Here is a 26149-nt window from a genome sequence, read left to right as displayed (position 1 = left end):
TTTTGTAAACTTAGGTTACTTTTGTTTGATAAACCTTTTTTATTGTAGCCATGAGATCAAATTTTTTTTGGGCTTCCGCACTGCTGCTGCTCAGCAGCGGGGCATACGCCCAGAAGGCCACGTCGCCGTCAAACACCACGTCGTATGTAAGCTCACGCAGCCCGAAATCAGTAGCAAGACCTAAACTCGTAGTCGGAATGGTGGTAGACCAGATGCGCTGGGACTATCTTTACCGGTACTACGATCGTTATTCAAACGATGGATTTAAAAGATTATTGAGAGAAGGGTTTACCTGCGAAAACACTTTTATTCCATATACCCCCACTATTACCGGCTGCGGCCACGCCTGTGCCTACACAGGTTCTGTGCCGGCTATTCACGGTATTATCGGTAACGGCTGGTACGACAGGCAGTTAAACCGTGAAATGTATTGCGCAGAAGATTCTACCGTAAAAACTGTAGGCAGCTCTTCCAAAGCAGGGCAGATGAGCCCGAAAAATATGCTCGTAACCACCGTGGCCGACGAGCTTCGTATGGCCACCAACTTCAAGAGCCGTACCATCGGCATCGCCATTAAAGACCGTGGTGCCATTTTGCCTGCCGGGCACACCGCTAACGGAGCTTACTGGTACGATGGTAGCGCAGGTAAATTTATTACCAGTACTTATTATACAAACGTGCTGCCGGATTGGGTAAACCAGTTTAACGACGAAAAACTGCCAGAGCAGTATACCGCGCAACCCTGGAATACACTGTATCCCATCTCCACTTATACCCTTAGCACTGCCGACGAAAAACCTTACGAAGGCAAGTTCAAAGGGGAGAATGGTACGTCGTTCCCGCATAAAATAGCAGGCCCTGCACAGCTGGCCAGCTTACCCGCCGGCAATACTTATACCCTCGAATTTGCAAAAAGGGCGGTAGAATCTAACAGGATGGGTACTAACGGCGTAACCGATTTTCTGGCTGTAAGCCTTTCCTCTACCGACTATGTAGGTCACCAGTTTGGTCCTAATTCCATAGAAGCAGAAGATACTTACCTGCGCCTCGATAAAGATCTGGGTGAATTCTTTAAATTCCTTGATAAAACTGTAGGTAAAGGTCAGTGGTTATATTTTATAACTGCCGACCACGGCGTGGCGCATGTTCCCGGTTATAGCAAAGAAAACAGGATGCACGGCGGCACTGTTAGCACTGGCGAAAGCGTTAAAATCCTTAACGCAGGTGTGAAAAAGGAGTTTGGTATAGATAAAGCCATCCTGGATGCAGATAACTACGAACTGTACCTGAACTATGCTGCTATTCCCAAAGTTAAAATGGCGGAAGTAAAAGAGTACCTGATCGATGAACTGAAGAAAATACCTGGAGTACAGGAGGCGTTCGATCTGAAAAGTATAGGTGCAGGCAGTCTTACGCAGCCAATAAAAAACATGGTAACGGCTGGTTATAACGCCAAACGTAGCGGCGATGTAATGTTTACCCTACAACCAGGCTGGATTGCAGGTGGCAATACTGGTACCTCACACGGTGTATGGAACCCATACGACGCACACATACCACTGGTATGGATGGGGTGGGGCGTTAAACCCGGTAGAACCAACCGTAATACCGAAATGACGGATATTGCGCCTACTGTGGCAGCTATGTTACGCATACAAATGCCGAGCGGTAACGTTGGGCATGTAATCACCGAAGTGGCCCACTAAGCGTGGTTTGCAAATAGTTAGAACTCCGTGTTGGCGTAGGTTAACACGGAGTTTTTATTTGATGCACACCCGTTTATCCATAGGGTATTTGTTATAAGCAGAATTCCCTTATTTTTGGTTAAAACAACCGATGTCCTATTCGTTCATCACTTACGAGTTAGCCGGCAGAGTGGCTACCATTACGCTAAACCGGCCTGAAAAACGCAACGCGCTTAACGGAGAGGTGGTGAAAGAGTTGACAGATGCCTTTAATACGGCAGGTGCCAGCGATGCGGTAAAAGTGATTATATTGGCAGCAAATGGAGAAGCCTTTTGTGCCGGCGCTGATTTGGAATACCTACAGCAGTTACAGCGTAATAGCTACGAAGAAAATCTGGCCGATTCCCGGCAGTTAATGCAGTTGATGCAACTGATTTACGCCCATGATAAAATAGTAATTGCCCGGATAGAAGGGCATGCCGTTGCAGGCGGCTGTGGACTGGCCACTGTGTGCGATTTTAGCTACGCGGTGCCCGCAGCTAAGTTTGGTTATACAGAAGTGAAAATCGGATTTGTACCCGCACTGGTATCGGTGTTTTTGGTAAGAAAGATAGGAGAGGGGCGTGCCCGTGAATTACTGTTGACCGGTAAGCTGGTAAGCGCCCAACAAGCGCAGGAGTTTGGGTTGATAAATAGAGTGGTGGCTGCGGATGAGATAAATGTGATGGTTGATGCCCTGGCAAAAGAACTGTGTGACGATGCCTCGGCAAATTCTTTAAAACTGACTAAAAAACTGGTGGCTACTGCGCTTGATCTGCCCTTACAGGCAGCATTGGAAGAAGCAGCCAGGCAAAATGCAGTAACCAGGGAGCATCCTGATTGCCGGCAGGGCATAAAGGCCTTCCTGAATAAGGAAAAGCCAGTCTGGTAGCGAGTTTGGTCCAACTGGCACATATTTTTCATTACATCCCTATGAAATACTGAAACACCATGAAGAAAAGTTTATTACGCCTGTTCACTACGGTCCTGCTCGGACTGCCATCGGTATTGTGCGCGCAACGCACGATCTCCGATGCTAAGGTCGAGTATAAGATAGAGGTGCCGCCCGAACACCTGCAAATGGACGCCATGTTTGCCAACAGTACTTTCACCCAGTACATCCGTGGCGATGACAGCCGTATTGATATGATCTTTAACGTTGTTAACTACACGTACTTCCTGAACCGCAAAAGCCAAACAATGATCACATTGCTGGATAATCACGGTGACAAGTACATGATCCGTTCTGACAAAGCGGCTTATGAAAAAGAGACACGTAATTACGAAAGCATCAAATTCACCGATCAGAAAGAGGTAAAGGAAATACAGGGGTATAAATGCCGCAAGGCTATTGGTAAAATGCCCGATGGCACAACGTTCGAAGTGTATTATACGCCCGAACTCGTGCCTGAGAACCGTTTGTATAACCGCCGGTTCATGAACCTTTCAGGCATTCCGCTTGAGTTTGAAATAATAGCCGGGGCGGGTTCTAAGATGAAAGTGACGGCTACCAAAGTCGACTTGAGCCCGGTGCCGGCGTCGGTGTTCGATATTCCCAAGGGGTACAAAGAAATCACCCAGGACGAGTTACAGAAAATACGTGGTTGATCCATCACAAACGGATATAAAAAAAGAAAGCGGTCGCAGGACCGCTTTTCTTTTTAAAATATTATTTTCTAACACTATTATCCTCTGCGTAATGGCAGGTTGATCTGCAGCTGGTGGTATTTATTGCCAGTTTGCTGAGGTACCTGGAAAGAGTACGGCACCACGTAGGTAACGTTACCTTTCTTATAAGTCATGATCGATTTAACATTTACGGTGTTGTTATCGATCAGTTTAAATTCTGAATTGAGTATACCGCTGTATTTAAAACCAGCGTCGAGGCTCAGGCCTTTTTTAGGCATGGTGGTAAGGTTAAAGCTGGTCTCAGTTTTTTTGACCGCTTTAGCCTTATCATCTTCTGAGATAAGCCCCGAGTCATTGGCCGAGGCTTTCAATGCACCCAGTATCAGGAGCGTAGAAAGCGCACAAGACAATGTAAACGTATGTGTTATGTATAAAATCCTTTTCATTGCAACACTTATTGCTACACAAATATACGATTTTTTATATTTCGTAACATATTCTTAACGGAAATTACCGAATAATCTTAAAAAAATGTTAAAAAGTTTTACGCCGATCACCTTCCCGAATTTTGGCGGCAGGTGTAAATTCCCCTATATTTACGTTAATGAATCACGACTTCCCATCATTTAACGAGTTTAACGAGGATTTTGAAGATTTGAGGGATTTGCTTCAGCAGTATGAAAATCTGGTAGCAGGTCGTGCTCATTCTTTTTTGGATGAGGATTCTTTTGAACAGATCATCGACTATTACGATGAGCATGACGAGCTCATTAACGCCATACATGCGGCCGAACTGGCCATTGAGCAGTTTCCCTACTCTTCAGCCCTGCTCCTGAAAAAATCCGGACTTTTAATAGAAACCAAGAAATACAAAGAGGCCCTCGCCCTGCTGGATAAAGCGGAGTTGCTGGACAGTAATGACATCAACCTCTATATCCTTAAAACAGACGTGTACCTGGCTATGAACCAGCACGAAAAGGCGGCCGGCGTACTGGAAGAGCAGATCGAACATTTCGACGGGGAAGATCGTACCGAACTGCTGCTGGAACTGGCCGACGTGTACGACGACTGGGAAGAGTTCGAAAAGGTGTTCGACTGCCTCAAAATACTCCTGGAACACGATCCTAACAACGAGGAAGCACTTCATAAAATTTGTTTCTGGACGGAGTTTACCGGCCGTAACGAGGAGAGTATCCGTTTGCACAACAATATCATCAACGAACACCCGTATAACCAGCTGGCCTGGTTTAACCTCGGCACCGCTTACCAGGGCTTAAAGCTGTATGAGAAAGCGATCGATGCTTATCAGTACGCCGTAGCGATCGATGAAAAGTTCGATTATGCTTACCGTAATATGGGCGACGCATTCATCCGTTTACGTAAGTACAACGACGCTATCGACGTGCTGTCTAAACACCTGGAGATAGCCAAGCCGGAAGATGTGATCTACGAGGCGATTGGCCACTGTTACGAGCGCATGCGGAAGTATACTCAGGCCCGTTATTACTATCGTAAAGCTTCTCATCTCAGTCCCAACGACGATAAGCTGTACTATAAGATAGCCGTGGCCTATATGACCGAGGCTAACTGGGATAATGCAATTAAGTCCCTGCAGGCTGCTCTGAAGATCAATAAACAGAGCGCTGAGTATAATATGGCAATGGGCGAATGTTTCCTGGAGCAGGGGCGTACCAAAGATGCGCTGATCCATTTTGTGAATGCCGTACGTATCCGCCCCAGCAGCCCCCACGCCTGGCAGGAGCTTATCCGCGGACTATATGTGGCTGGTTTTTACGAAGAGGCCCTCTCGCAACTGGAGGCCGCAGAAGCAAAACTGGGCCGCAAGCCTGTGTTTATCTACTACCGCGCCGCCATCCTGATAGCCGAGGGAAAAAGCAAGGAAGGCCTCCTGCAGCTCGAAAATGCCCTGCAACTGGCCCCCCGCCAGGTTAAAAAGCTGGTAGAACTCGATCCGTCCGTCCTTCAACATGCCTCCGTGGTAGAGTTAATCTCCCGGTATCGCAAGAAACGTTGAAGTATTTTCCGATCTCGTCTAATTTCTTCCCTCACAATTGAGTATACTTCTTATTTTTGCGGCGGTTTTCTATAACACATATGTATTCAAAACCGATTTTGACAGCTTTAACGTTCCCGGATTATTGAAGGGTACCATGTAAAAGGCCAACGCTTTTGATGGGTTACGACTGACCATTAAGAAGAAAAACTATGTTGCAAATGAATTTTAATCTGACACAAATCCCGGAAAGAACGGCTAAGCCACGCACTTTCGGTCTTACAATGGTAATGGATAAGGGCCTTAGCCTGGAGGAAGCAAGAAATTTCATATCAGTAGCAGCGCCTCATGTGGATATAGTGAAGCTCGGATTCGGAACATCTTTCGTTACACCTAACCTTCGTGCAAAAATTGAACTGTACCAGGCGGCGGGCCTTCCCGTATATTTCGGAGGTACCCTGTTCGAAGCATTCCTGATCCGCAACCAGTTTGATGACTATGTGAAAGTGCTGAGAGATTACAATATTCAGCATGTAGAGGTTTCCGACGGTTCTATCACCATACCGCACTCTGAAAAATGCGGATATATTGAGAAACTGGCGAAAGAATTTACCGTGTTGAGCGAAGTAGGTTCTAAAGATGCCGAACATATCATTCCTCCCTACAAATGGATTGAACTGATGCGCGGCGAACTCGAAGCCGGCGCCACTTACGTAATTGCCGAAGCCCGCGAAAGCGGTAACGTAGGTATTTACCGCGGTTCAGGTGAGGTTCGTGAAGGTCTGGTACAGGAAATCCTCACACAGATACCTGCTGAAAAAATCATCTGGGAAGCTCCACAAAAAGCACAACAGCTGTACTTCCTCGAACTGGTAGGCTGCAATGTAAACCTCGGTAACCTTGCTCCTCACGAAATGATCTCTCTCGAAGCGATGCGTATTGGCCTCAGGGGCGATACTTTCCACCTCTTCCTGGATAACAAGGATTAGTTAAGATATTATTCGAAAGTTAATGTCCTCTGTAGTAGCTTTACGCTCCTGCAGAGGACATTCTGTTTTTAATACGGTGTTATGAAAGTATATGGACTGATCGGCTATCCTTTAAGCCACTCTTTTTCGAAAGGTTTTTTTGCAGAGAAATTCAGCAAAGAGAATATACAGGGATGCATATACGAAAACTTTCCGCTGGAAAATATCGAAGTATTCCCAAACCTCTGGCAGCAGCCCGACCTGCAGGGAATTAATGTTACTATTCCCTACAAACAGGATGTCATTCCTTACCTCGACGAGTTGAGCGACGCGGTGAAAGCGATTGGTGCGGTAAACTGCATCCGCCGCGAAAGTAATGGTAAACTCACGGGCTTTAATACGGATGTTATTGGTTTTCGCCGTTCGCTGGAGCCGTTGCTGCAACTGCAACATACAAAGGCTTTGGTGTTAGGTACGGGCGGTGCTGCCAAAGCGGTAAAGTTTGTGCTGAATGAACTGAATATTTCTTTTAAAGAAGTGAGCCGCACTGCTTCTGCAACGGCCATTAGTTACGAAGATATTACCCCTGAGATGATGGCGGAGTATATGCTCATCATTAATACCACACCTTTGGGTATGTATCCTAAGGTGGATACGGCTCCTCCAATCCCTTACGAGGCCGTTACCGCTTCCCACCTGTTGTATGACCTGGTGTACAATCCAGCCATTCCTTTGTTCCTGGAGCGCGGTGCTGCGAAAGGAGCGGTCATTAAAAATGGGCACGAAATGCTGATCCTGCAGGCAGAGGCCAGCTGGGAAATATGGAATAGCTAGTTAGGTTTGATGAGATAATACATACAAGTGGTAAAGAAGTTCCTGATAAATGGCAGGCGTTTCATGAAACCAAACTGCTCGCGCGGTTGGAGGTTAAACTTGTATTTATAGATCGGGTTGATCAGGTAGTATTTTTTCTGTGTGATGGTATACCCTGTTTGAGCCGCTATTTTCTCGAACCTTTCGATAGTGATACCTGTATCCACCAGTTCCATCAGTTCTTTAATAGTGGTGTGGTGTTCGCCTGCCATACGCAGCAAACCGCGGTAAAGAGGGCGGGGGAGTACATGTATATATGGCATAAAACTCAGCACCTTACTCTGGCAAATCTGCTGGTGACCACCATGAGGCATGTACCAGGGCGGAAAGCCGAAATACACCTGTCCGCGTGGGCTGAGCAGGGTTTTGAGATATGCGATCAGTTTATCCTGGTCGGGAATGTGTTCAATAGCATCTTTAAGGATGATGAGGTCGAACGCGTTTTTGAACTCGCCGGCAAAATCAACATCATAAATGTTTTTGGCGATCAGCTGCAATTGCCCGTTATCAACATACTGTTTTAGAAAGCCGTTAGCCAGCGCAATCCTTTCCGGGAAAAGGTCCACGCCTACACATTTACATCCTTTTTCTAAAAATGGAGTAAGCACGCCGCCTTCGCCACAGCCAATTTCCATTACCCGCAGTCCTGCCAGGTCGGGCATTTCCTGCTCAATGAAAGGCAGCACGTAGTTGCGTGAATTGTCTACCTGCTGCTGGTAGCGTAAGTTAGCGTCGGTATGTTGAGGAAGTGACATTGTTTCTGAAAATTCCGTGAAAATAGGCAAAAATAAAATGCAAGTTAAAAAGACACTCCGGCAAACCATTGTAAATTTGGAATGATTTTCGTTTTATTAATATATAATGAGCAGATTCCTGATTATACTCGCCCTATTGGCCTTACCTGTGCTGGCAAAGTCGCAACAGATCGAACGTGTGGAAGCCTATTACGACTCCACCGCTATCGCTGAATTGTATGATGTGGTGCCGGTTGGCTTCGAAGTTTTTTATAAGAATGCCCCCAGCCGTGCCACGGTAGGACTCTCGGGCGGCAATATCCGCTGGAACCAGGTAACGGTTACCAGTGAGGACGGCACATTCAGGAATGGTGTTTTTACTTTTAACCGCACTGCGCTCCGCCCCAAACGTTACCTTGCCCATTTTTCCGTTTCGCTGAAAGAGGCCCCCGGTCAGCAATTCAAGGTGAGTATGCAGTTGCCTTACCTCACCGGTATACGGTTTAAACAATATACCGACAGCCTTAAGCGGGGCGAATACTTTTATGTAAATGTAGAAGGTATATACAGCAGCGGACGCATCTTACCGCTGGATACCTCGCGCATCCGCTTCACTGTAAACGGGGCCGAACTGCATGGGCAGGACCTGCTGCTGGACAGGAACGACACCATGACGAAGGAAATTAAGGTAGAGGCAGTTTACCGGCTCAACTCCGACATGAAAATCAACTGTATAATTCCCGTAAAACAAGGCCCCGACGACCCATCTTTGCTCATAAAAGACGTAAACGAAGTACTGCAGCCCAGTCGTAAAAAGAAAAAGTCGTAGCCTTCAAACCCTTAATCATAAAGAGTTTTATAGATATGGTAATAAATTAATTTTGAAAAAGGAGTAGGTGGAATTTGCTTATTATCACTTTATGGTTACCTTTGCAACGGCAAGTCTTATACGACCAGCTCCTGCTGAACTCCCCCAGGACAGGAATGTAGCAAGGGTAGGCGGTTGAAGCGGTGCGATGTAAGTAACTTGCCACTTTTTTTTCTTTTAAGTGGTGTAAATAATAATCCTTCATACCTCTTAGTATGACCTACACCCTCGGCACATTCGCCCTACACAGCATCTACGTTCGCCTTTATGTAACACCCGAGTAATAGCTAAAATAACAGCGAAAACTGTTTTAGCAAGTTTATCTTTATTCTTACATTTGAGAACATTATAATAATTTAATCATGAAATTTTTTATTGATACCGCCAACCTGGCACAGATAAAAGAAGCAAACGATCTGGGCATTCTCGACGGCGTAACTACAAACCCTTCCCTGATGGCGAAGGAAGGCATTAGCGGCGAAGCTAACATTATCAAACACTACGAAGCGATCTGCGAACTGGTAGATGGCGATGTGAGCGCCGAAGTACTGTCTACCGACTTTGCTACCATAGTTGAAGAAGGTAAGAAACTGGCTGCTATTCACCCGAACATCGTGGTGAAAGTGCCAATGATCAAAGACGGTGTTAAAGCCATCAAATGGTTTACTGACAACGGTATTAAAACTAACTGTACCCTGGTATTCTCTGCTGGTCAGGCTATCCTGGCAGCCAAAGCAGGTGCTTCTTATGTATCACCATTCATTGGCCGTATCGACGACAGCAGTTGGGACGGTGTTGAACTGATCGCACAGATCGCGCAGATCTACAGCCTGCAGGGCTTTAAAACTGAGATCCTCGCAGCTTCTATCCGCAACGCCCTTCACATTGTAAGATGTGCAGAAGTTGGTGCTGATGTATGTACCTGCCCGCTTGACTCTATCCTTGGCCTGCTGAAGCACCCGCTTACAGATATCGGCCTGGCTAAATTCCTGGAAGATGCAAAGAAACTCTAACTGAGTTTTCAGATATTCGGCAAACCCGGTAGGCTCAGCTTACCGGGTTTTGCTTTTATAGTCCAGTCAGCAGTTGTTCCCGTCGATCAGACATAGTACTATATTACCCACCTTCACCATGCTCTCTCCTTGCTTTCAGGTAGCTTTCAGGTAGCTTCCAGGTTGCTTCGGGCCATTTTGCTAAAATACTATCACTAATTTTCCCCGTCCAGCTCTAAGCCAGCCCATTCCTTTTTCTTTTCTCATGCCCCTTGTTTTACTCAAAATAATTTTAGTACCTTGATACCTCGTAAACCTAGGCACCACGTTATGCAATACTGTTATCCAACTTCCACTCTAAACGATTTTACCGCCATATAGCATGAAACAACAGTTTATCATGGCCCTCGACCAGGGCACTACCAGTTCTCGCGCCATTATTTTCGACAAAGCAGGAAATACCATAGCCGTTGCTCAGAAAGAGTTTCCGCAAATTTATCCGCAACCAGGCTGGGTAGAACACGATGCTATGGAAATCTGGACCTCGCAGGCCAGCGTAGCCGCCGAAGTATTGCTGAAAGCAGGCCTCGAAGGCGACCAGATCGCCACCATCGGTATCACCAACCAACGTGAAACCACGGTAGTATGGGATCGCGAAACCGGTAAACCCCTGTACCACGCCATCGTTTGGCAGGACAGGCGAACCGCTGAATATTGTGATGAACTCCGCAGCCGCGGTTTGGCCGATACTTTCCGGAAAAAGACGGGGCTCATAGTCGATGCCTATTTCTCCGGTACTAAAATCCGCTGGATACTCGATCATGTAGACGGCGCCCGGGAAATGGCCAATAAGGGAAGGCTGGCTTTTGGCACTATCGACAGCTGGCTGATCTGGAACTTCAGCAAAGGGCAACTGCACATCACCGACGTAAGTAACGCATCCCGCACCCTCCTGTATAACATCCATACCATGAGCTGGGACAAGGAATTGATGGACATCCTGGACATACCCGCCTCTATGCTTCCGGAAGTACGGCAGAGTAGTGAAATGTACGGCTACTCCGAAGCCACGCTCACCCCATACCGTATCCCCATCAGCGGTATTGCCGGCGACCAGCAGGCTGCCCTGTTCGGACAAATGTGTACCGAACCGGGTATGGTGAAAAATACTTATGGTACCGGTTGCTTCATGGTGATGAACACCGGTGATAAAATAATAGAATCAGACAACAACCTGCTGGCCACTGTTGCCTGGAAAGTAGGCGGCAAAGTGCAGTACGCGCTGGAAGGCAGCATATTCATCGGCGGCGCCGTAGTACAATGGCTCCGTGATGGGCTGGGTATTATCCGCAGCTCCGGCGATGTTGAAAAACTCGCTTTGTCTGTGAAAGATACAGATGGTGTATACCTGGTGCCTGCCTTTGCGGGATTGGGCGCGCCACACTGGAACCAGTACGCAAGAGGTACAGCCGTTGGCCTTACAAGAGGCACTACTTCGGCCCACCTTGCCCGCGCTGCACTGGAAAGTATTGCTTACCAAACGGTGGATGTATTAAAAGCCATGGAAGCCGACGCCGGTATTAAGATCGCTGAATTGAGAGTGGACGGCGGCGCTACCGCCAACGACCTGCTCATGCAGTTCCAGAGTGATGTGCTGGACGCTGCTGTCGTGCGACCTAAAATCACCGAAACCACTGCCCTGGGGGCTGCCTACCTGGCCGGACTGGCCTGCGGCTTCTGGAAGGATATGGACGAGATCCGTACCCAATGGCAACAGGAAAGGAAATTTACCCCGCAAATGGAGGAAGCGCACCGCAAGCCATTGTTAAAAGGTTGGCATCGCGCGGTGAATGCAGCCAAGGTATGGGCAAACGATTCTAATGACTAAATAAATAAGGAAGATATGAGTCCCTTTTTAGCGGAATTTTTAGGTACGGCTTTATTGATCGTACTCGGTAACGGCGTAGTGGCCAACGTACTGCTCAGTAAAAGCAAGGGTCAGAATGGTGGATGGATAGTTATCACATTTGGTTGGGCCATGGCGGTTTTCGTAGGTGTGTACGCCGTAGGGGCCACCAGTGGCGCGCATTTGAGCCCTGCCGTTACATTGGCGCTGGCTATAGCAGGTAAGTTTACCTGGGCCGATGTACCCATGTACCTCCTGGCGCAGCTAACGGGCGCTATTGCTGGTTCTATTACTATGTGGCTGGCCTATAAACAACACTTCGACAGTACGGCCGATGCCGATCTGAAAATGGCGGTGTTCTGCACCTCTCCGGCTATACGTAATCCTTTTTATAACCTGCTTACCGAAATCATAGGCACGTTTGTACTCATACTGGGTGTATTTTTCATCGCCAAACCCGGCGTTGGGTTGGGTGCGCTGGATGCTCTGCCGGTAGCACTGCTTGTGCTGGCTATCGGTCTTTCGTTAGGCGGCCCAACCGGGTACGCTATCAATCCTGCACGTGACCTCGGCCCTCGTATTGCACACTTTATCCTGCCCATTCCCAACAAACGTAACAGCGATTGGGGTTATGCGTGGATACCCGTGGTAGGGCCGTTCATAGGCGCAGCCCTGGCGGCTTTGCTGTACCTGCAAATTTCCTGATGACGGCGGATGCTGCACTACAAAGTAACTCATCAGCCTAAGTTTTTTCATTAATAGAATAGCAGTTTTTATGTTCCGGGTATCATCTGCGATACCCGGATTTTTTTTAATCAAATTGGGAATATTATGCCTGTATCTTTCAGTATTTTTTGAAAGTTTCGTAACTTTGGGAATCTAAACCAATGGTACGGCATTTGCCGCAACCATAGAACAAAAGACAGGAACGCCTGGCAGCTGGAAACCGCTGCCCGGCGAAGGAGAACAGGAACATTAAAACTCAAGATATGTTACAGCCCAATATTCCGGAAACCAGTGAGCCCCGCGTCGTAATCGTGGGGGGCGGATTCGGAGGCATAATGCTAGCCAAGTCTTTACGAAAAGCAGCCTTCCAGGTGGTATTACTCGACAGGAATAACTATCATCTTTTTCAACCCCTTTTATACCAGGTAGCCACTGCCGGCCTCGAACCCGATAGCATCGCTTTCCCATTAAGAGGGATCTTTAAAAAACAAAAGAACTTTCACTTCCGGATGGCCGAAGTGAAGGGCGTTAATACCGCTGAAAACATCCTCGATACTAATATAGGTCCCATCAAATTTGATCACCTCGTACTGGCCACAGGCAGCAATACCAACTTCTTCGGCAATAAACAAATTGAACAACATGCCATTGGTATGAAGTCGCTGATAGAAGCCGTGCAGATCAGGAACTATGTGTTAAAACAGTTCGAAGAAAGTTTGCTGATGGGCAACGACGATGATATTCGTACTAAACTGAACTTTGTAATGGTAGGTGGCGGCCCTACAGGAGTTGAACTGGCAGGGGCTTTTGCTGAGTTACGTGAATATATACTGCCAAAAGATTACCCGGAATTACCCCTGCATTTAATGGAGGTGTACCTGATAGAAGCTGGCCCGAGATTGCTGGCGGCTATGAGCGAAAAATCATCGCAACGTACCGAAGCAGGGCTTCGCAAACTGGGTGTAAAAGTACTCACTAACACCGCCGTGAAAGATTATGATGGTACCACGCTGGTACTTGGCAACGGCGAAGTGCTGCGCTCGCAGTCGCTGTTATGGTCGGCTGGTGTTAAGGGCGTACCGGTAGACGGTTTGCCAGCTGATAATATTATACCTAACGGCCGTATTATAGTCAATGAATTTAACCAGGTAAAAGGCTTTAACAATATCTATGCGATTGGCGATGCCGCACAACTGGCCAACGACGAGCGTTTCCCCAAAGGTTACCCAATGGTGGCCCAGGTAGCGTCGCAACAGGGTAGTAACGTAGGTAAAAACCTGAAACGTTCATTAAAAGGAGAAGCCATGCAGCCCTTTAAATATAAAGACCTGGGTAGTATGGCTACCATTGGCCGTCACCGTGCAGTGGCAGAATTCCTGGGACTTAAACTAGCTGGTTACTTCGCGTGGATAGTGTGGATGGTGGTACACCTGCTAAACCTGATGGGCTTCCGTAATAAGATGGTGGTATTCATCAACTGGGCCTACCGTTACCTTACTTACGACCGTGGCACGCGTATTATCATTAAACGCGGTGCGGCTAACATTGTAAAACTGCGGCAGTCGATAGACACGTCGACGGAATAAAAGAAAACAGGGCATCTCAATGAGGTGCCCTGTTTTCTTTTACAACCTGATCAGACAGGTGGTTTATCTTTATAACTTCTTTCTTCTTTACTTCCTGTTCCGTATCGAATTTAACGGCAGTGAGCCCACCAGTTCATCGCCACGCCCGCCAAGCGAGCGGTAATACACCAGCACCGTGTAATCGTTTTCGGTTTCCCACCAGTCTCCCTCAGTGTATTCAGTGCTAAACGTATTGTTGTTAGCCCGGTCTATCAACCCATAAACATAATTATAGAAGCCCTGTTTCAGGAACAGGCTGCCTTCGTAGGCCTGGCGTGTGCCATTATAAATAAGTTTATTGCTTTCATTACGTTCGTAGTTGGTTAACTCACCAAAAATGTACAAATCGTAACCCACGTACGGATCTTTAGAGGGAAACACAAAATTTACCTTCGTATAGTCACCTTCTGTATTAGCATCGTAGGTGTTGTCGAGCGAGCCGGGGAAGAATTTGCCGTTAATGTCTTTGATGTAAAAGTAACGGGCATTACCCCTTTCCGGGTCGGGCTGTGCCCATATTTCGGTACCGGTTTTACCATATTCTGCACGGGCTACGCGTTCTGTTTGCAGTCGAAGACTGCGAAGGTCCATCCAGCGCCATTCTTTACCTGCGGGGAACAGGCAGTCGTTTTCTGCATTGTATTCCAGCCCATCCGGTTTTACGAACATGGGTTTAATACCGGTGATGGCATTGTCCCAGCGGTTGTTCTGCAATATCACCACCTTTACCTGGTTAAAAGGATTGTTTATGTTCAGTGCTTTGGTATTGATCGAGAAGTTTACCTTCTGATGCGTTTTGAAAAATTTTGGGTTGATGGGAGTGGAGATGAAACCACTCAGTCCCGCTTTACTATCCACCACTAAAAAACGGCGGGTGAAGGCGAGCTGACTGGTATCGCTGTTCATGTACACTTTTAAGATGTAGTTGCCCGATTTAAGTGGTGTGCAGTTGGCATTCGGAAAATCCACCGAATAGTGCAGGTAGCGCTGCAGCGTAAGCCTGGAGAACCTGGAAGTTTGTATCCTGTTTTCAACAAAGCCGTTCAGGTAGTCGAACGTATTGAAGTTCGAACGCGTCCAGTCGGCGTTGCAATGTACAATGGTATAGAAGTAGTTCTTTGGTGTTGCGTCCAGGTCGTCAAAGCCGAGGCTTAACTTTTCGCCACCGGTAAGTGTAATGATGGGTGCCGCCAGGTAGTCGCCGCTCCGGTTAAGTTTCACCGTTTTAATGTTACTCATGTACACATGATCGGGTGTGGGAACATCTGACTGGGCCCGGGCTATATGACTGCAAAACAGGAGTATGCTGAGGAATATGCTACAAGTTGTTCTCATAATTACAATAACGCAAAATGTGGCATTTAAGGTACGACTATTTGCGCAGATGCTATGCCCCGGGCATACTCCCTATCCTTTCCAGGGCTTTTATGCCGCCCTGGTTTTGGGGATTAAGTTCCAGCGAACGTTTATACATATGTACGGCATCTTCCTTATTCCCGCTTTCCATCAGCGCTTCCCCATAACTGTCGTACACATTAAAGTCGCCTGGCACGATGAACGTGTTAAGCTTAAAGGTTTCCAGCGATAGTTGCTGGTGGCCCGTAAACGATGCCTGGTAAAGGAAATCGTAACCCAGGAAATTCATTTCTTTATCTGAGAAGTAATAGTGGCTGCTATCGGCACGGTATAGTTGCAACATGGCGGCCGCATGATCGGGGCCTTTACTGATAAGCGCCTGTGCATAAGCCCGTACAGCTGATCGTTTGATGTCCGGTTTGATGGCGGGTAGTCCGTTCAGCAGGTACAGCCCGGAAGTTACCACGTCGCCAAGGCGACTGTTACCATTCATAAAACTTACAATTACCTGCTGTTTATCGAGGTTACGATAGTAAAACGTAGCCATCCCGAACTTGTAACCTCCATGTCCTACCCCTTTACCAAAGCCCGGCTGCTCGAATATCTCCCAGCCGAGGCCATAATAACCATCGCCTTCACCCAGCATAGTGTCCATCTGTTCGCGCACCAGCTTGCCATTGTTAAGTCTGAGTGGGGTAATGGCTTCTGCAACACTCGATGCGCGCAACAGCTTGTATCCGAAAAACGCGGCATCAAATTTAAGGATGTCTTCTACCGTACTTATAATGTTGCTGCTGCCATAAGCCGCCTGGTTATTGTATTCTGAAAAACGGTACCGCTTTATCTCATCTACAGGTGTATACACCGAATCGAATAAAAAAGGCATCACCTGGTGAACCGCCCGCGCCGTATCCTGCCAGCTCGGACTGCCATATACCGCCAGGTAAGTGTTCTTCATACCGGCAGGCTTAAAAATGTACTTGTCGAGGTAAGCGGCAAAGGGCATACGGCTTTGCTTTTCCACGATCATCGCCAGCAGCATATAGCCGGTATTGCAATAGCGGTATTCCTCGCCTGGCGTGAAGTACAGCGGCTTGCCCCATTGTTTCAGCAGTTGCATCAACACCGCATTGGTGATCACCGTATCAGGATATTGTTTCACTACATCACCGGTGAGTTCCAGGTTGGGCAGGCCGGCAGTATGGGTTAACAGGTGCCGGATGCGTACACCGGGAAACGGGAAGTCGGGGAAATACAGACGGACATCATCTTCCAGCTGTAATTTCCCCTTATCCCTTAGTTGAAGAATGGCGGTGGACGTAAAAACTTTAGATATAGAGGCCAGGTTAAAGCGTGTTTGAGTTTGGTTGGGCTGATGGGCACGCTCGTTGGCATAACCACCACTGTAACGGTACACAACCTTTTCCTGCTGCGCCAGTAATATATTCCCATGAAACAGTTGATGCTGGTGCAGTGTATCAAAATAGGCCTGCGTTTTATCCTGCGCAGGCAGGTTAATGCTTATTAATATCACCAGGGCAGTACAAATATGTTTCATGGGGTGTTTGTTAAATACAATGTAATATTAGCGCTCAAATCCACTGCCTGCCGGCAGATGTGACTAACTTCCATTGCGGTGTGACGAAGCCTGCTGATACCGGGATGGCATAATCCCCGAAATTTTCTTTAGGTTTGATGCGCGTAAAATTCATACATGCAGGTATCGTTGTTCATTGCCAGGCGTATCGCTTTTAATAAAGCCTCGTCTTTTTCCAGGTTCATTATCACCATTGCGATGGCGGCTACGGCTATCAGTGTAGCGGTAATGATACTGGCCACGGCGCTGATCAACGGTTTCCAGCAAACCATCCAGGATAAGATATTCAGCTTCTGGGGCCATCTTCATATCAATCAATATCAGCCTAATGCCAGCCCGCTAACCGATCAAACTCCTTTTCCTGCCGATAAAAAGTTTACTGCCCGCCTGCTTGCCACGCCAGGTGTAACTGCTGTTAATACCTTCGCCACTAAATCGGTGCTGGTAAAAACGAAAACGGATATTGAAGGCATGATCTATAAAGGGGTTGATAAAAATTACAATTGGAGCAGGATCAGCGGCTTTTTACAGGAGGGCCGCCTTATAAGATATAACGATACGGCTTACTCGCCGGAAGTACTTGTATCTGCCACCACGGCGCGGTTACTAAAACTCAAACTGAACGACGCTATCATCGTTTACTTCGTGCGCGGCGACGGATTGCCGCCACGGGCGCGTAAACTCACAATATGCGGTATTTATAAAACTGGCATTGAAGAGTATGATAAAACGTATTTCCTGGGCGACCTGCAACTTATCCGCAAACTGAACGACTGGGATAGGAACGAAATTGGTGGTTATGAAGTGTTCCTAGACGATTACCGCAAAATGGACAAGGTCAGTGAGCTGGTAGTCGATTTTATGCCCGAGGAACAAACCGTGCGTACGATGAAGGAAATTTATCCCAACATTTTCGACTGGCTTGGGTTACAGAATAAAAACGAGATCATCATTCTTATTATCATGGCTATAGTGGCCATTATCAATATGGTCACCGCCATCCTTATCCTCATCCTGGAACGAACGAACATGGTGGGCATCCTGAAAGCACTGGGTATGAGCAACGGCGATTTGCAGAATATTTTCGTGTACCAGTCGGGTTACATTGTGCTGGTGGGCGTAATTATCGGTAATGTGCTGGGCCTGGGCCTGGCTTTCCTGCAACTGCAAACGGGTTTCTTTACCCTGCCCGAAGAATCGTATTACATGACGGTAGCGCCCATCGCCATCCAATGGTGGAAAGTGGCGCTCATCAACGTGGGCACGGTGGTCATTTGCACCGTCATCCTTTTCATCCCATCTATACTTATCCAGAAAATAGTGCCTGTAAAGGCTATCCAGTTTAAATAAGCAAACGTCCGCAAATAATGCCGGTAGCTACTGCCGCATTAAGCGACTCTGCACCGCCCAGGCGGGGGATCGTTATTTTATGACTGCATTGCTCAATGAGTTCGTTACTGAGTCCGCGTGATTCGTTACCGATCAGGATCACACCTTCGGTGATTTTGCTGAAGTCTGCGATATTCTCACCATCCAGGGTGGCGGCAAAGGCGGGTACAGCCGCCTGCTCCTTCAACAAAGCCACCAGGTCGGCCGTCAAAACCTTAACCCGGGTAATGCTGCCCATCGTGGATTGAACGGTTTTTGCATTGTATGCGTCCACACAGTCGGGCGAGCAAATAACCTGCTTTATGCCAAACCAGTCGGCTATACGAATAATGGTACCCAGGTTGCCTGGGTCCTGAACGGTTTCGAGCATCAGGCTAATTTGCCCCGCCAGTTCGGGTGTGCCCTTTTGAGTGGGTACAGTAACAATGGCCAGTGCGCCATTGGGGGTGGATAGTGATGACAGTTGTTTAAGGCCCGCTTCGTCTACCTCCGTTACATCGGCCCCGGTGGCCTTTTCGGCCAGATCGCGATGGTCGCTTAACCAGTCGCGGGTAGCATAAACTGCTGATACAGGTTGCCCGGCCAACAACAGTTCCTGGACGATCTTATCGCCCTCCGCCACAAACTGGCCAAATTTTTGACGGTTTTTTTTGTGCTGTAATGATTGAATATATTTAATTTGCGCCTTTGACAACATGGGTCAAACCTACATGAATTCCTTCATTCGGCCAAGCCAGGGAGGATCAGCCAGGCAGGAAACTAACAAAAGCTAATTTGATTGCAAGTGCAGAAACAGTTCAACTCCGCATACAATATATACTTTTCATGCCTGTTGATATGTGCCTGCATTTTTATCGGCGCCTGCTCCAACACCAAATATCTTCAAAAAGATCAGCACCTGTTCGTAGGCAGCGAAATGGCCATCAAAGGTGATATTACCTCGGCCGAAAAACAGGATATCAAGAGTGCCCTCACTTCTAAATCACTCAGCCTTCAGCAACCCAATACTAAATTTCTCGGTACCCGCGTAAAGGTGTGGCTGTATAACCAGAAGTACAACGAAAAGAAATCGAACTGGTTCTGGAACCTTGTACTGGCCCCCCGTAACCTGGAGGGGCCTGCTATTTACGATTCCACCAAAACAAAGGAATCGGTAACACGCATGGCTACCTACCTGAACAACCAGGGCTTCTTTTACGCAACCGTTAGTTATGAGGAAGAATTATCGAAGCAAAAGGCATCGGTTAAATATACGGTCAACACCGGCAAAAACTTTGTGATCGATAAAGTCATATTTGTGATCCCGGATACGGCTGTCCGTAAAGTGGTCGTCGAAAATCAAACGCTTTCCCTGCTGAAGAAAAACACGGTCTACAAAGGCGAAACACTGAACGCAGAGCGCGAAAGGCTTACCCGCGTACTCCGCAACGCCGGCTACTACAAGTTCCAGCGCGACCTTATCGAATTTGAAGTAGATACGCTTAACAAGTCGATGTTCAAAAACGCATTGAACCCTTTCGAGAACCTTTCTGGTATTTTTAACAATAGCCGCAACCAGTCGAAACTCACGCTGGATGTGGAAGTAAGGGTAAACAAACCCGTCGATTCGTCCAGCAATACGGATCAGTTGTACTTTATCGACAGCATTTACGTATACCCCGACCTGGCCATTAACGGTAATATTGCCGATACTACGCTGAAAGAAAATCATCGCAGGTCGTTTACCATACGCTCGCACACCGACTTCGTTAAACCCAGTGTGCTGGCCCGTTCTATCCTGATGCGGCCGGGTAGCAAATACTCGATCGATAACTATAACGGTACCATCAATAAACTCTACGACCTCAACCTCTGGCAATTCATCACCCTGCAATACCGTGAGAAGCAGGACAGTCTTAATAAATTGGACGTATTCCTGCAAATGACGCCTAAAAAGCGGCAGGAGGTGGGGCTAAACTTCGATGTGACTACCAGTTCCGACTACTTTGTGGGTAGCAGTTTGTCGCTTAATTACCGCCACTTCAACATCAATAAGGCGGCTAATGAATTACAGGTAAGTTTGAAGGGCGGCCTGGAAGTAGTGCGTAACGATGGCCGTTTCGCATTGCAAACCACCGAGTACGGGCTTGAAAGTAACCTGACCTTCCCTCGTTTTATCACGCCTTTTTTCCGCGTCAGGCAAAGTAATCGTTCTACTGCCAAAACCAGGGTGAGCGCAGGTTTTAGTTCTGTTTCCCGTGTAGATAAATTTGTGATCTCCACCTTGTCGTCCAGCTTTGGCTACGACTGGAACGAGTCTATTTACAAACGTTGGGTATTCAGGCCCATTACGCTTAACTATGTCGGCACCGAGTTAACGAAAGTGTTCCGCGATTCGGTGGTAAATCAGAGCCCTTACCTGGTGCGCAGCTTCCAGCCGGCGTTTATAGGTGGGGAGACCTTTACGTTCATTTATACCAATAACGATGCGCTGCATACCAAACGTAACTCCTTTGTCCGCGTAAACTTCGAGGAGTCGGGCCTTTGGTTAAAAGGTATCAACAGCCTCATTTACCAGGTATCCAGCAAGAATACCAGCCTGGAGAAAGGTACCAATGTACAGATATCGCAGTTTGTAAAAATAGATGGTGATTACCGTATTTACTGGAACAGGCCGAAGGCTTCCACCGTGGCGAGGGCTTATGTGGGTATAGGGTTGCCTTACGGACAGTCCGACGTATTGCCTTACATCCGCCAATACACATCTGGCGGACCTAACAGTATAAGGGCATGGCGGCTTCGTACGCTGGGCCCGGGTTCGTATGTTGATACATCGGCTACTGCCACTATCTTCCCCGATCAAACCGGCGATATGAAACTGGAGGGCAACCTCGAATACCGGTTCGATCTGTTACGCCTGTTCAACGGCACCATTAACCTCAAAGGCGCCACCTTCCTGGATGTGGGTAATATCTGGATGTTGAAGAAAGATACTGTTCGCCCCGGCGCAGAATTCAATTTCGCGAAATTGTACAACGATCTGGCCATTGGTACGGGCGCGGGTTTACGGCTCGATTTCTCGTTCTTTATCGTGCGGTTCGACTGGGGACTGCCGTTGAAAAAGCCTTTTGCCAGCAATGCAACCGACAAAAGCTGGTATATCAGTAAATGGGATTTGGGCAGCGGTTCCTGGCGAAAGGATAACATCATCTGGAACGTGGCGATCGGTTACCCCTTCTAAGCCTTTTGCAGCGCGGCCTTTGTTTTCTCTACAAAGTCCTGTATATCTAACGCATCTTCCAATTTGAACGTGCCAATGCGGGTGCGCACCAGCGAACTCATATAACCACCTGCACCGGTAGCAGCACCAAAGTCGTTGGCCAGCGAACGGATGTAAGTACCGGTGCTGCATACCACGCGGAAATGCACCACAGGCAGCTCTACCGCAGTGATCTCAAATTCCTTGATGAATATGTTACGTGGCTCCACTTTCACTTCCACACCTTTGCGCGCCAGTTCGTAAATGGGTTTACCGTTTTGTTTAATAGCAGAGTGGATCGGGGGCAACTGTTGCTGTTCGCCGGTAAAGCGTTTGGCTATTTCCTGCAGGGCCTCCTTGTCCAGTTCCGGTACCGGTTTAAAGTCCTGAGGGGCCGATTCGAGATCGAACGTAGGGGTTACCGCGCCGAGCGTAAAAGTGCCGGTATACTCTTTTTCTGCGGCCTGGTATTCGTTGATATTCTTCGTCATTTTCCCGGTGCAGCAAATCAGCAAACCCGTAGCCAGCGGGTCCAGCGTGCCAGCGTGCCCAGTTTTAGCCTTAGTCGTATTACGTATTTTGCCCACCACATCAAAGGAAGTCCAGTTCAATGGTTTATTAATCAGGATCACCTGTCCTTCCTGGAAAATGTTCTTTTCGATCTGTTCCATTCGGCAAAGATAATTAGTTTGTCATCATTTGTTCGCTCCCCGGCCCGCCGTTGTCACTCCCTTCAACGGAAGCAACATCATTGGGCAATGTTCAGTTCGTCCATCACGGCGGTGTATATACCGTACCGGTAAACCCCAAAGCACTCTCTTGAACAGTGATGGCCAGCCTTCCGGCCATTCTGCCGAACTATGCATAAACTTCCACCGGGTTTCCTTGCCAGATCCTTTATAGATGTCCCATATATGAGCCATATATGAGTCATATATAAGCCATAGATGTCCCATATCTTAAAAGGGTTGGGATATCTATGACTTAATCTCGAATGTGATATGGCTAACCGGGCAAGTATCCTTAAAGGATGTAACCAGTATGGAGTAAGTATGGTGAGAGTATGGAGAAGCGGAACGTAAGCGGAGGGTTAAACATGTTTTAGTACTTGCGGGTGTGATTGCGACAGGACTTGACCAGTAGAATTGTTGTCGCTGAAGAGAGTGACACAACGGGGGCTCAATAGTAGTACTACTGCTGGTTCCCCCGCTTAACTTAATTTCTGACGCCTGGCCAGTACAGTGATCATAAGGCCCATGATAGCCACGATGGCAAAAGAAGTACGTAAGCCGGAAGCATGGGCAATAAAGCCGATCAGGGGTGGCCCCAGCAAAAAGCCAAAGAAGCCTAGCGTGGTGACTGCGGCCAGGGCCATACTGGGACTCATCGATTTAGAGCGGCCGGCTTCGCTGTAGACCAATGGTATTACCGCCGAAACGCCCAGGCCAACCAGGAAGAAACCTGCAATGGCGGTGGCTATGTAAGGGAAAAGTGCAGATATCAACAGGCCCGTGGCGGTAAGTACGCCGCTGACCATCAGTATTTTCTTAATGCCGTAGCGGTGGGCCAGCCAGTCGCCCGTAAAACGACCTGTGGTGGTGGCCAGTGTAAACGCCTGGAACCCAAGCGGTACCAAACCCGGAGAGGCGTTCAGCGCGCGGGCGAAGTATACCGTACTCCAGTCGTACATCGTGCCTTCGCTGATCATACAGCAAAACGCGATGACGCCCAGGCCTACCAGTGTTTTGTCTGGTTTTACGAAAAAAGGCTGCTTGCCCTTAACAGGTATATGCGTTTTCACCGTCTTGTGCGCGTTCGTCGCCCATATTACGATCGCCGCCAGTGCAATGATCAGGAAGTGGTTAAGCGGTTCCAGGTGCAGGTTCACCATCAGGTTACCGATGCTGGCACCGGCAAGTCCCGCCAGGCTCCAGATGGCATGGAACGACGACATGATCGTTTTGCCGAATAGCTGCTCTACGCTCACCGCCTGCGTGTTCACCGCAATATTGCCGATGTTGCCGATAAAGCCGAAAAAGAACAACGCTACCACCAGCGTGGCGATAGAGGGAGCAAGACCGATCAGGGGAAGAAGCAGTGCATACAACAGGCAGGCCGCGGATAAAATGCGGCTGCTGCCATAACGGTTAATGAGCCATCCTGCAATGGGTAAGGAGAGTGCCGAACCGCCGGGAATAGCAAGCAGGATAAGGCCAAGGCCCGCTTCGTCCAACCCGAGTTTAAGTTGGATATCCGCCACGCGTGAGCCCCAGCTGGCGAAACACAAGCCTGTGAGGAAAAAGAATGCGCTCACCGCAATCCTTGTCCGCCATTTCACGCTGTTAGTTAGATCTGTGTTTGTCATTCTCCGTTAAAACTGCGCCGATACCGCGCCCAGGCTCGTCCGGTATTCTTTAATGAGCCTTTCTATGATCTCTTTTACCGGGGTGATGTCGTCAACAAAAGCCACGCTTTGCCCGGCGCTCCACAACTGGTGGTACGAGCCCGGTTTCACTGCTTTTTCAAGGCTCTTCATACCGCGTACCTGCACCAGCATTTTAAAATACTTGCGCGTGCGTGGACTTTTAGACATGAATCGCTCGAACCAGTTTTGTTTGTAGCCTATCCTTTTCGCCACCGGCGTATTGATGATGTTGCAAGGTGTGCCGGATATGCGTTCGGTGAGTACAATATCTTCCATACCGTATGCCAGTATGGCTTTTTTGTACTCCTCACTTACCGTAGCCTCTGTGCTGGCGATAAAACGGGTGCCGATAGACACGCCTGCCGCTCCCAGTATCATGGCGCTGGCCATTTGCTGGCCCGTGGCAATACCGCCTGCAGCAATCACCATTTTATCGGGAAAAGCCTTTTGCAGCATGGGTACCAGTACGTGCATAGGGTAAGGGCCCGCATGGCCGCCTGCGCCCGACGATACCGCTATGAAGCCGTCGCAGCCCATATCGGCCGCCTTTTGTGCGTGTATCATATTGGTTACATCGCAAAGCACCGTGGCGCCATAGCTGTGTGCCGCGTCTATCACCGTTTTGGGATTACCCAGTGATGTGATGTACAGCGGTACTTTCGCTTCCACACAGGCGTCCAGGTGTTGCTGGAACAGCGGGTTCGTTTTTTGTACGATGATGTTTACGCCGTAAGTGCCTTTAGCCGCTGCGTGCTGCTGGCGGTGCATGTTAAGCCTTTCCAGTACCGCTTTCAGTTCGCCTTCCTTGCGGTAATTTAGCGTAGGAAAGGTGGCGGCCACGCCACTTTCAATGCCCGCCTTTGTCATAGGCTCATTGCTCACCAGGAACATGGGTGCCATGATCAGCGGATGTTGTATGTCTAGTTTTTGTGTTAGCCGGGTGTTCAATGTATAGTGGTTGAAGAATGATAGTAAAGGCCTATTTCCGTACTTCCATTTGCCGGGCCACATATTTGCCCAGTATGTCAAATTCGAGGTTCACGATGTCGGAAACAGCCAGGTGTTGCATATTAGTATGTTCGTAAGTATAAGGAATGATAGCCACCGAAAATTCGCCTTCGGTGATATCGAACAGGGTAAGACTGATACCATTGAGGCAGATAGAGCCTTTTTCCACGATAAGTCCTGCGAAGTGTGAAGGGTAGCCGAAGCGGTAGAGCCAGCTGCCGTTCTGTTCCGTAACCGACAGGCAGGAGCCCGTGCAGTCAACATGCCCCTGCACAATATGACCGTCGATGCGGTGATTGAATACCATGGCCCGTTCGAGATTAACCAGCTGCCCGGGTTTAAGCAGGCCGAGGTTAGTTTTCTGCAGGGTTTCCTTTACCGCCACCGTTTTAAAGGAGGTGGGTGTAATTTCCGTCACCGTGAGGCATACGCCGTTGTGCGATACGCTTTGGTCCACCTTTAATTCAGGCGCTAACGTGCTTTGGAGCGTGAGTTCCAGGTTGTCGCCCTGGTGTGCAGCTGTGATAACTTGTCCTAATGTTTCTATGATGCCGGTAAACATGTCCGTGATTCATTAAATTTGCACACGAATTTCGGACATAATTTCGAGAGTTCCCTGCCTGGTATTGCGGTTAGTTAAGGGCAGTGGGTTGGGAGAGGGGGAGATGGGAGGATATGCAATGCGCTGATTGTCAGCCGGCATAAGAGAATAAAGGGCAGGATAAATTATTTTTTCAAAGAGTTTTGCGATATTTTGAAATTAGCGTTATCTTTGCCATCCTTAAAAACACAAATGGAGTAATTTATGTTAATTATCGATAGCAAAGACTGCGAAAACATAGACAAAGCGCTTAAGAAGTACAAGAAGAAATTCGAAAAAGCACGTGTGCTGCTGCAACTGAGAACCCGTCAGTCTTTTACGAAGCCTTCGGTGAAACGTCGCAACGAAATGCTGAAAGCTGTGTACAAACAACAGCTGGCGAGCGGTAAGTTCGAAGATTAATTAGATCTGAATCAATTCTCATATAGAAATTGATGATTGTAAGGTTTTATATAACTTTGCAGTCATCAATTTTT

The 26149-nt window shown here is 48.0% G+C and carries 23 protein-coding genes and 1 other RNA gene; 15 read left to right on the top strand and 9 right to left on the bottom strand.

Annotated features, from left to right (window positions below; genetic code table 11):
- Positions 1-50: 50 nt before the first annotated feature.
- The 3 genes from pafA to QZT80_RS05385 all read left to right on the top strand — a co-directional run bounded on the left by pafA (position 51) and on the right by QZT80_RS05385 (position 3332).
- On the top strand, positions 51-1706 hold the full coding sequence (pafA, locus tag QZT80_RS05395) for an alkaline phosphatase PafA (RefSeq protein ID WP_295118742.1): 1656 nt from the start codon (positions 51-53) through the stop codon (positions 1704-1706).
- 130 nt (positions 1707-1836) lie between these two features.
- A complete protein-coding gene (locus QZT80_RS05390; protein WP_295118739.1) occupies positions 1837-2616 on the top strand; it encodes an enoyl-CoA hydratase-related protein in 780 nt (259 codons plus the stop codon).
- 59 nt (positions 2617-2675) lie between these two features.
- On the top strand, positions 2676-3332 hold the full coding sequence (locus QZT80_RS05385; RefSeq protein ID WP_295118736.1) for a hypothetical protein: 657 nt from the start codon (positions 2676-2678) through the stop codon (positions 3330-3332).
- Between the two features lie 77 nt (positions 3333-3409).
- On the opposite strand, the gene QZT80_RS05380 is transcribed toward QZT80_RS05385, so the two are convergent.
- Positions 3410-3799 (bottom strand): hypothetical protein, encoded by a 390-nt coding sequence (locus QZT80_RS05380; RefSeq protein ID WP_295118733.1) that lies wholly within the window; start codon positions 3797-3799, stop codon positions 3410-3412.
- A 158-nt stretch (positions 3800-3957) separates the two neighbouring features.
- Here QZT80_RS05380 and QZT80_RS05375 point away from each other — a divergent pair, with 158 nt between their 5' ends.
- The 3 genes from QZT80_RS05375 (at position 3958) to QZT80_RS05365 (ending at position 7169) form a co-directional block, all read left to right on the top strand.
- Positions 3958-5388: a tetratricopeptide repeat protein gene (locus tag QZT80_RS05375; protein WP_295118730.1), complete on the top strand. Its 1431-nt coding sequence runs from the start codon at positions 3958-3960 to the stop codon at positions 5386-5388.
- Positions 5389-5588: 200 nt separating this feature from the next.
- A complete protein-coding gene (locus tag QZT80_RS05370) occupies positions 5589-6356 on the top strand; it encodes a phosphosulfolactate synthase (RefSeq protein WP_295118727.1) in 768 nt (255 codons plus the stop codon).
- 81 nt (positions 6357-6437) lie between these two features.
- Positions 6438-7169, top strand: a complete 732-nt coding sequence (locus tag QZT80_RS05365) for a shikimate dehydrogenase (RefSeq protein ID WP_295118724.1) — start codon at positions 6438-6440, stop codon at positions 7167-7169.
- On the opposite strand, the gene QZT80_RS05360 is transcribed toward QZT80_RS05365, so the two are convergent.
- The gene (locus QZT80_RS05360) at positions 7166-7963 is read right to left on the bottom strand and encodes a class I SAM-dependent methyltransferase (RefSeq protein ID WP_295118721.1); all 798 of its coding nucleotides are present in this window, start codon (positions 7961-7963) and stop codon (positions 7166-7168) included. The genes QZT80_RS05365 and QZT80_RS05360 overlap by 4 nt on opposite strands.
- A 106-nt stretch (positions 7964-8069) precedes the next feature.
- Here QZT80_RS05360 and QZT80_RS05355 point away from each other — a divergent pair, with 106 nt between their 5' ends.
- The 6 genes from QZT80_RS05355 to QZT80_RS05330 all read left to right on the top strand — a co-directional run bounded on the left by QZT80_RS05355 (position 8070) and on the right by QZT80_RS05330 (position 14020).
- Positions 8070-8771 (top strand): hypothetical protein, encoded by a 702-nt coding sequence (locus QZT80_RS05355; RefSeq protein WP_295118718.1) that lies wholly within the window; start codon positions 8070-8072, stop codon positions 8769-8771.
- Between the two features lie 107 nt (positions 8772-8878).
- Positions 8879-8978: signal recognition particle sRNA small type (gene ffs / locus QZT80_RS05350), an RNA gene on the top strand.
- A 194-nt stretch (positions 8979-9172) separates the two neighbouring features.
- Positions 9173-9823: a fructose-6-phosphate aldolase gene (gene fsa, locus QZT80_RS05345; RefSeq protein WP_295118715.1), complete on the top strand. Its 651-nt coding sequence runs from the start codon at positions 9173-9175 to the stop codon at positions 9821-9823.
- A gap of 361 nt (positions 9824-10184) precedes the next feature.
- Positions 10185-11690 (top strand): glycerol kinase GlpK, encoded by a 1506-nt coding sequence (glpK, locus tag QZT80_RS05340; RefSeq protein ID WP_295118712.1) that lies wholly within the window; start codon positions 10185-10187, stop codon positions 11688-11690.
- 15 nt (positions 11691-11705) lie between these two features.
- On the top strand, positions 11706-12413 hold the full coding sequence (locus QZT80_RS05335) for an MIP/aquaporin family protein (RefSeq protein ID WP_295118709.1): 708 nt from the start codon (positions 11706-11708) through the stop codon (positions 12411-12413).
- 284 nt (positions 12414-12697) lie between these two features.
- Positions 12698-14020 carry an NAD(P)/FAD-dependent oxidoreductase gene (locus tag QZT80_RS05330; protein WP_295118707.1) on the top strand — a complete coding sequence of 441 codons (1323 nt, stop codon included), beginning with the start codon at positions 12698-12700 and terminating at the stop codon, positions 14018-14020.
- An 87-nt stretch (positions 14021-14107) separates the two neighbouring features.
- On the opposite strand, the gene QZT80_RS05325 is transcribed toward QZT80_RS05330, so the two are convergent.
- Together QZT80_RS05325 and QZT80_RS05320 are read right to left on the bottom strand one after the other, a co-directional pair.
- Positions 14108-15394 carry a DUF5103 domain-containing protein gene (locus QZT80_RS05325; protein WP_295118704.1) on the bottom strand — a complete coding sequence of 429 codons (1287 nt, stop codon included), beginning with the start codon at positions 15392-15394 and terminating at the stop codon, positions 14108-14110.
- Positions 15395-15446: 52 nt separating this feature from the next.
- Positions 15447-16973, bottom strand: coding sequence for a serine hydrolase domain-containing protein (locus tag QZT80_RS05320; RefSeq protein ID WP_295118701.1), 1527 nt, complete (start codon positions 16971-16973; stop codon positions 15447-15449).
- 156 nt (positions 16974-17129) lie between these two features.
- Between QZT80_RS05320 and QZT80_RS05315 the strand changes: the two genes are divergently transcribed.
- The gene (locus QZT80_RS05315) at positions 17130-18362 is read left to right on the top strand and encodes an FtsX-like permease family protein (protein ID WP_295118699.1); all 1233 of its coding nucleotides are present in this window, start codon (positions 17130-17132) and stop codon (positions 18360-18362) included.
- Here the strand turns inward: QZT80_RS05315 and QZT80_RS05310 are convergent.
- On the bottom strand, positions 18355-19023 hold the full coding sequence (locus QZT80_RS05310; RefSeq protein ID WP_295118698.1) for an RNA methyltransferase: 669 nt from the start codon (positions 19021-19023) through the stop codon (positions 18355-18357). The two genes, QZT80_RS05315 and QZT80_RS05310, sit on opposite strands and share 8 nt — an antisense overlap.
- A gap of 162 nt (positions 19024-19185) precedes the next feature.
- Here QZT80_RS05310 and QZT80_RS05305 point away from each other — a divergent pair, with 162 nt between their 5' ends.
- Positions 19186-21621 carry a BamA/TamA family outer membrane protein gene (locus tag QZT80_RS05305; RefSeq protein ID WP_295119247.1) on the top strand — a complete coding sequence of 812 codons (2436 nt, stop codon included), beginning with the start codon at positions 19186-19188 and terminating at the stop codon, positions 21619-21621.
- Here the strand turns inward: QZT80_RS05305 and truB are convergent.
- The 4 genes from truB to QZT80_RS05285 all read right to left on the bottom strand — a co-directional run bounded on the left by truB (position 21618) and on the right by QZT80_RS05285 (position 25634).
- A complete protein-coding gene (gene truB, locus QZT80_RS05300; RefSeq protein ID WP_295118695.1) occupies positions 21618-22310 on the bottom strand; it encodes a tRNA pseudouridine(55) synthase TruB in 693 nt (230 codons plus the stop codon). The genes QZT80_RS05305 and truB overlap by 4 nt on opposite strands.
- Before the next feature lie 539 nt (positions 22311-22849).
- Positions 22850-24004: an MFS transporter gene (locus QZT80_RS05295; RefSeq protein ID WP_295118692.1), complete on the bottom strand. Its 1155-nt coding sequence runs from the start codon at positions 24002-24004 to the stop codon at positions 22850-22852.
- 6 nt (positions 24005-24010) lie between these two features.
- Positions 24011-24964 carry a nitronate monooxygenase gene (locus QZT80_RS05290; RefSeq protein ID WP_295118689.1) on the bottom strand — a complete coding sequence of 318 codons (954 nt, stop codon included), beginning with the start codon at positions 24962-24964 and terminating at the stop codon, positions 24011-24013.
- 79 nt (positions 24965-25043) lie between these two features.
- Positions 25044-25634, bottom strand: coding sequence for a riboflavin synthase (locus tag QZT80_RS05285; protein WP_295118686.1), 591 nt, complete (start codon positions 25632-25634; stop codon positions 25044-25046).
- A 243-nt stretch (positions 25635-25877) separates the two neighbouring features.
- On the opposite strand from QZT80_RS05285, the gene rpsU reads away from it, so the two are divergent.
- The gene (gene rpsU / locus QZT80_RS05280) at positions 25878-26075 is read left to right on the top strand and encodes a 30S ribosomal protein S21 (RefSeq protein WP_295118683.1); all 198 of its coding nucleotides are present in this window, start codon (positions 25878-25880) and stop codon (positions 26073-26075) included.
- Positions 26076-26149 lie beyond the last annotated feature (74 nt).

Origin of the sequence: uncultured Chitinophaga sp. (assembly GCF_902168175.1) — a bacterium.
Lineage (GTDB): Bacteria > Bacteroidota > Bacteroidia > Chitinophagales > Chitinophagaceae > Chitinophaga.
Note: the sequence above shows the minus strand (reverse complement) of the source record. Positions and strands in the feature narration are given on the sequence as shown.

What these genes read in the sequence shown, in the direction of transcription:
- QZT80_RS05375 (WP_295118730.1), top strand. Translation starts at nt 3,958, where the DNA reads ATGAATCACGACTTCCCATCATTTAACGAGTTTAACGAGGATTTTGAA.
- QZT80_RS05315 (WP_295118699.1), top strand. Translation starts at nt 17,130, where the DNA reads ATGCAGGTATCGTTGTTCATTGCCAGGCGTATCGCTTTTAATAAAGCC.
- fsa (WP_295118715.1), top strand. Translation starts at nt 9,173, where the DNA reads ATGAAATTTTTTATTGATACCGCCAACCTGGCACAGATAAAAGAAGCA.
- QZT80_RS05290 (WP_295118689.1), bottom strand. Translation starts at nt 24,964, where the DNA reads ATGGCACCCATGTTCCTGGTGAGCAATGAGCCTATGACAAAGGCGGGC.
- pafA (WP_295118742.1), top strand. Translation starts at nt 51, where the DNA reads ATGAGATCAAATTTTTTTTGGGCTTCCGCACTGCTGCTGCTCAGCAGC.
- QZT80_RS05325 (WP_295118704.1), bottom strand. Translation starts at nt 15,394, where the DNA reads ATGAGAACAACTTGTAGCATATTCCTCAGCATACTCCTGTTTTGCAGT.
- QZT80_RS05285 (WP_295118686.1), bottom strand. Translation starts at nt 25,634, where the DNA reads ATGTTTACCGGCATCATAGAAACATTAGGACAAGTTATCACAGCTGCA.
- QZT80_RS05370 (WP_295118727.1), top strand. Translation starts at nt 5,589, where the DNA reads ATGAATTTTAATCTGACACAAATCCCGGAAAGAACGGCTAAGCCACGC.
- QZT80_RS05295 (WP_295118692.1), bottom strand. Translation starts at nt 24,004, where the DNA reads ATGACAAACACAGATCTAACTAACAGCGTGAAATGGCGGACAAGGATT.
- QZT80_RS05365 (WP_295118724.1), top strand. Translation starts at nt 6,438, where the DNA reads ATGAAAGTATATGGACTGATCGGCTATCCTTTAAGCCACTCTTTTTCG.
- QZT80_RS05385 (WP_295118736.1), top strand. Translation starts at nt 2,676, where the DNA reads ATGAAGAAAAGTTTATTACGCCTGTTCACTACGGTCCTGCTCGGACTG.
- truB (WP_295118695.1), bottom strand. Translation starts at nt 22,310, where the DNA reads ATGGAACAGATCGAAAAGAACATTTTCCAGGAAGGACAGGTGATCCTG.
- QZT80_RS05380 (WP_295118733.1), bottom strand. Translation starts at nt 3,799, where the DNA reads ATGAAAAGGATTTTATACATAACACATACGTTTACATTGTCTTGTGCG.
- rpsU (WP_295118683.1), top strand. Translation starts at nt 25,878, where the DNA reads ATGTTAATTATCGATAGCAAAGACTGCGAAAACATAGACAAAGCGCTT.
- QZT80_RS05320 (WP_295118701.1), bottom strand. Translation starts at nt 16,973, where the DNA reads ATGAAACATATTTGTACTGCCCTGGTGATATTAATAAGCATTAACCTG.
- glpK (WP_295118712.1), top strand. Translation starts at nt 10,185, where the DNA reads ATGAAACAACAGTTTATCATGGCCCTCGACCAGGGCACTACCAGTTCT.
- QZT80_RS05390 (WP_295118739.1), top strand. Translation starts at nt 1,837, where the DNA reads ATGTCCTATTCGTTCATCACTTACGAGTTAGCCGGCAGAGTGGCTACC.
- QZT80_RS05335 (WP_295118709.1), top strand. Translation starts at nt 11,706, where the DNA reads ATGAGTCCCTTTTTAGCGGAATTTTTAGGTACGGCTTTATTGATCGTA.
- QZT80_RS05360 (WP_295118721.1), bottom strand. Translation starts at nt 7,963, where the DNA reads ATGTCACTTCCTCAACATACCGACGCTAACTTACGCTACCAGCAGCAG.
- QZT80_RS05355 (WP_295118718.1), top strand. Translation starts at nt 8,070, where the DNA reads ATGAGCAGATTCCTGATTATACTCGCCCTATTGGCCTTACCTGTGCTG.
- QZT80_RS05330 (WP_295118707.1), top strand. Translation starts at nt 12,698, where the DNA reads ATGTTACAGCCCAATATTCCGGAAACCAGTGAGCCCCGCGTCGTAATC.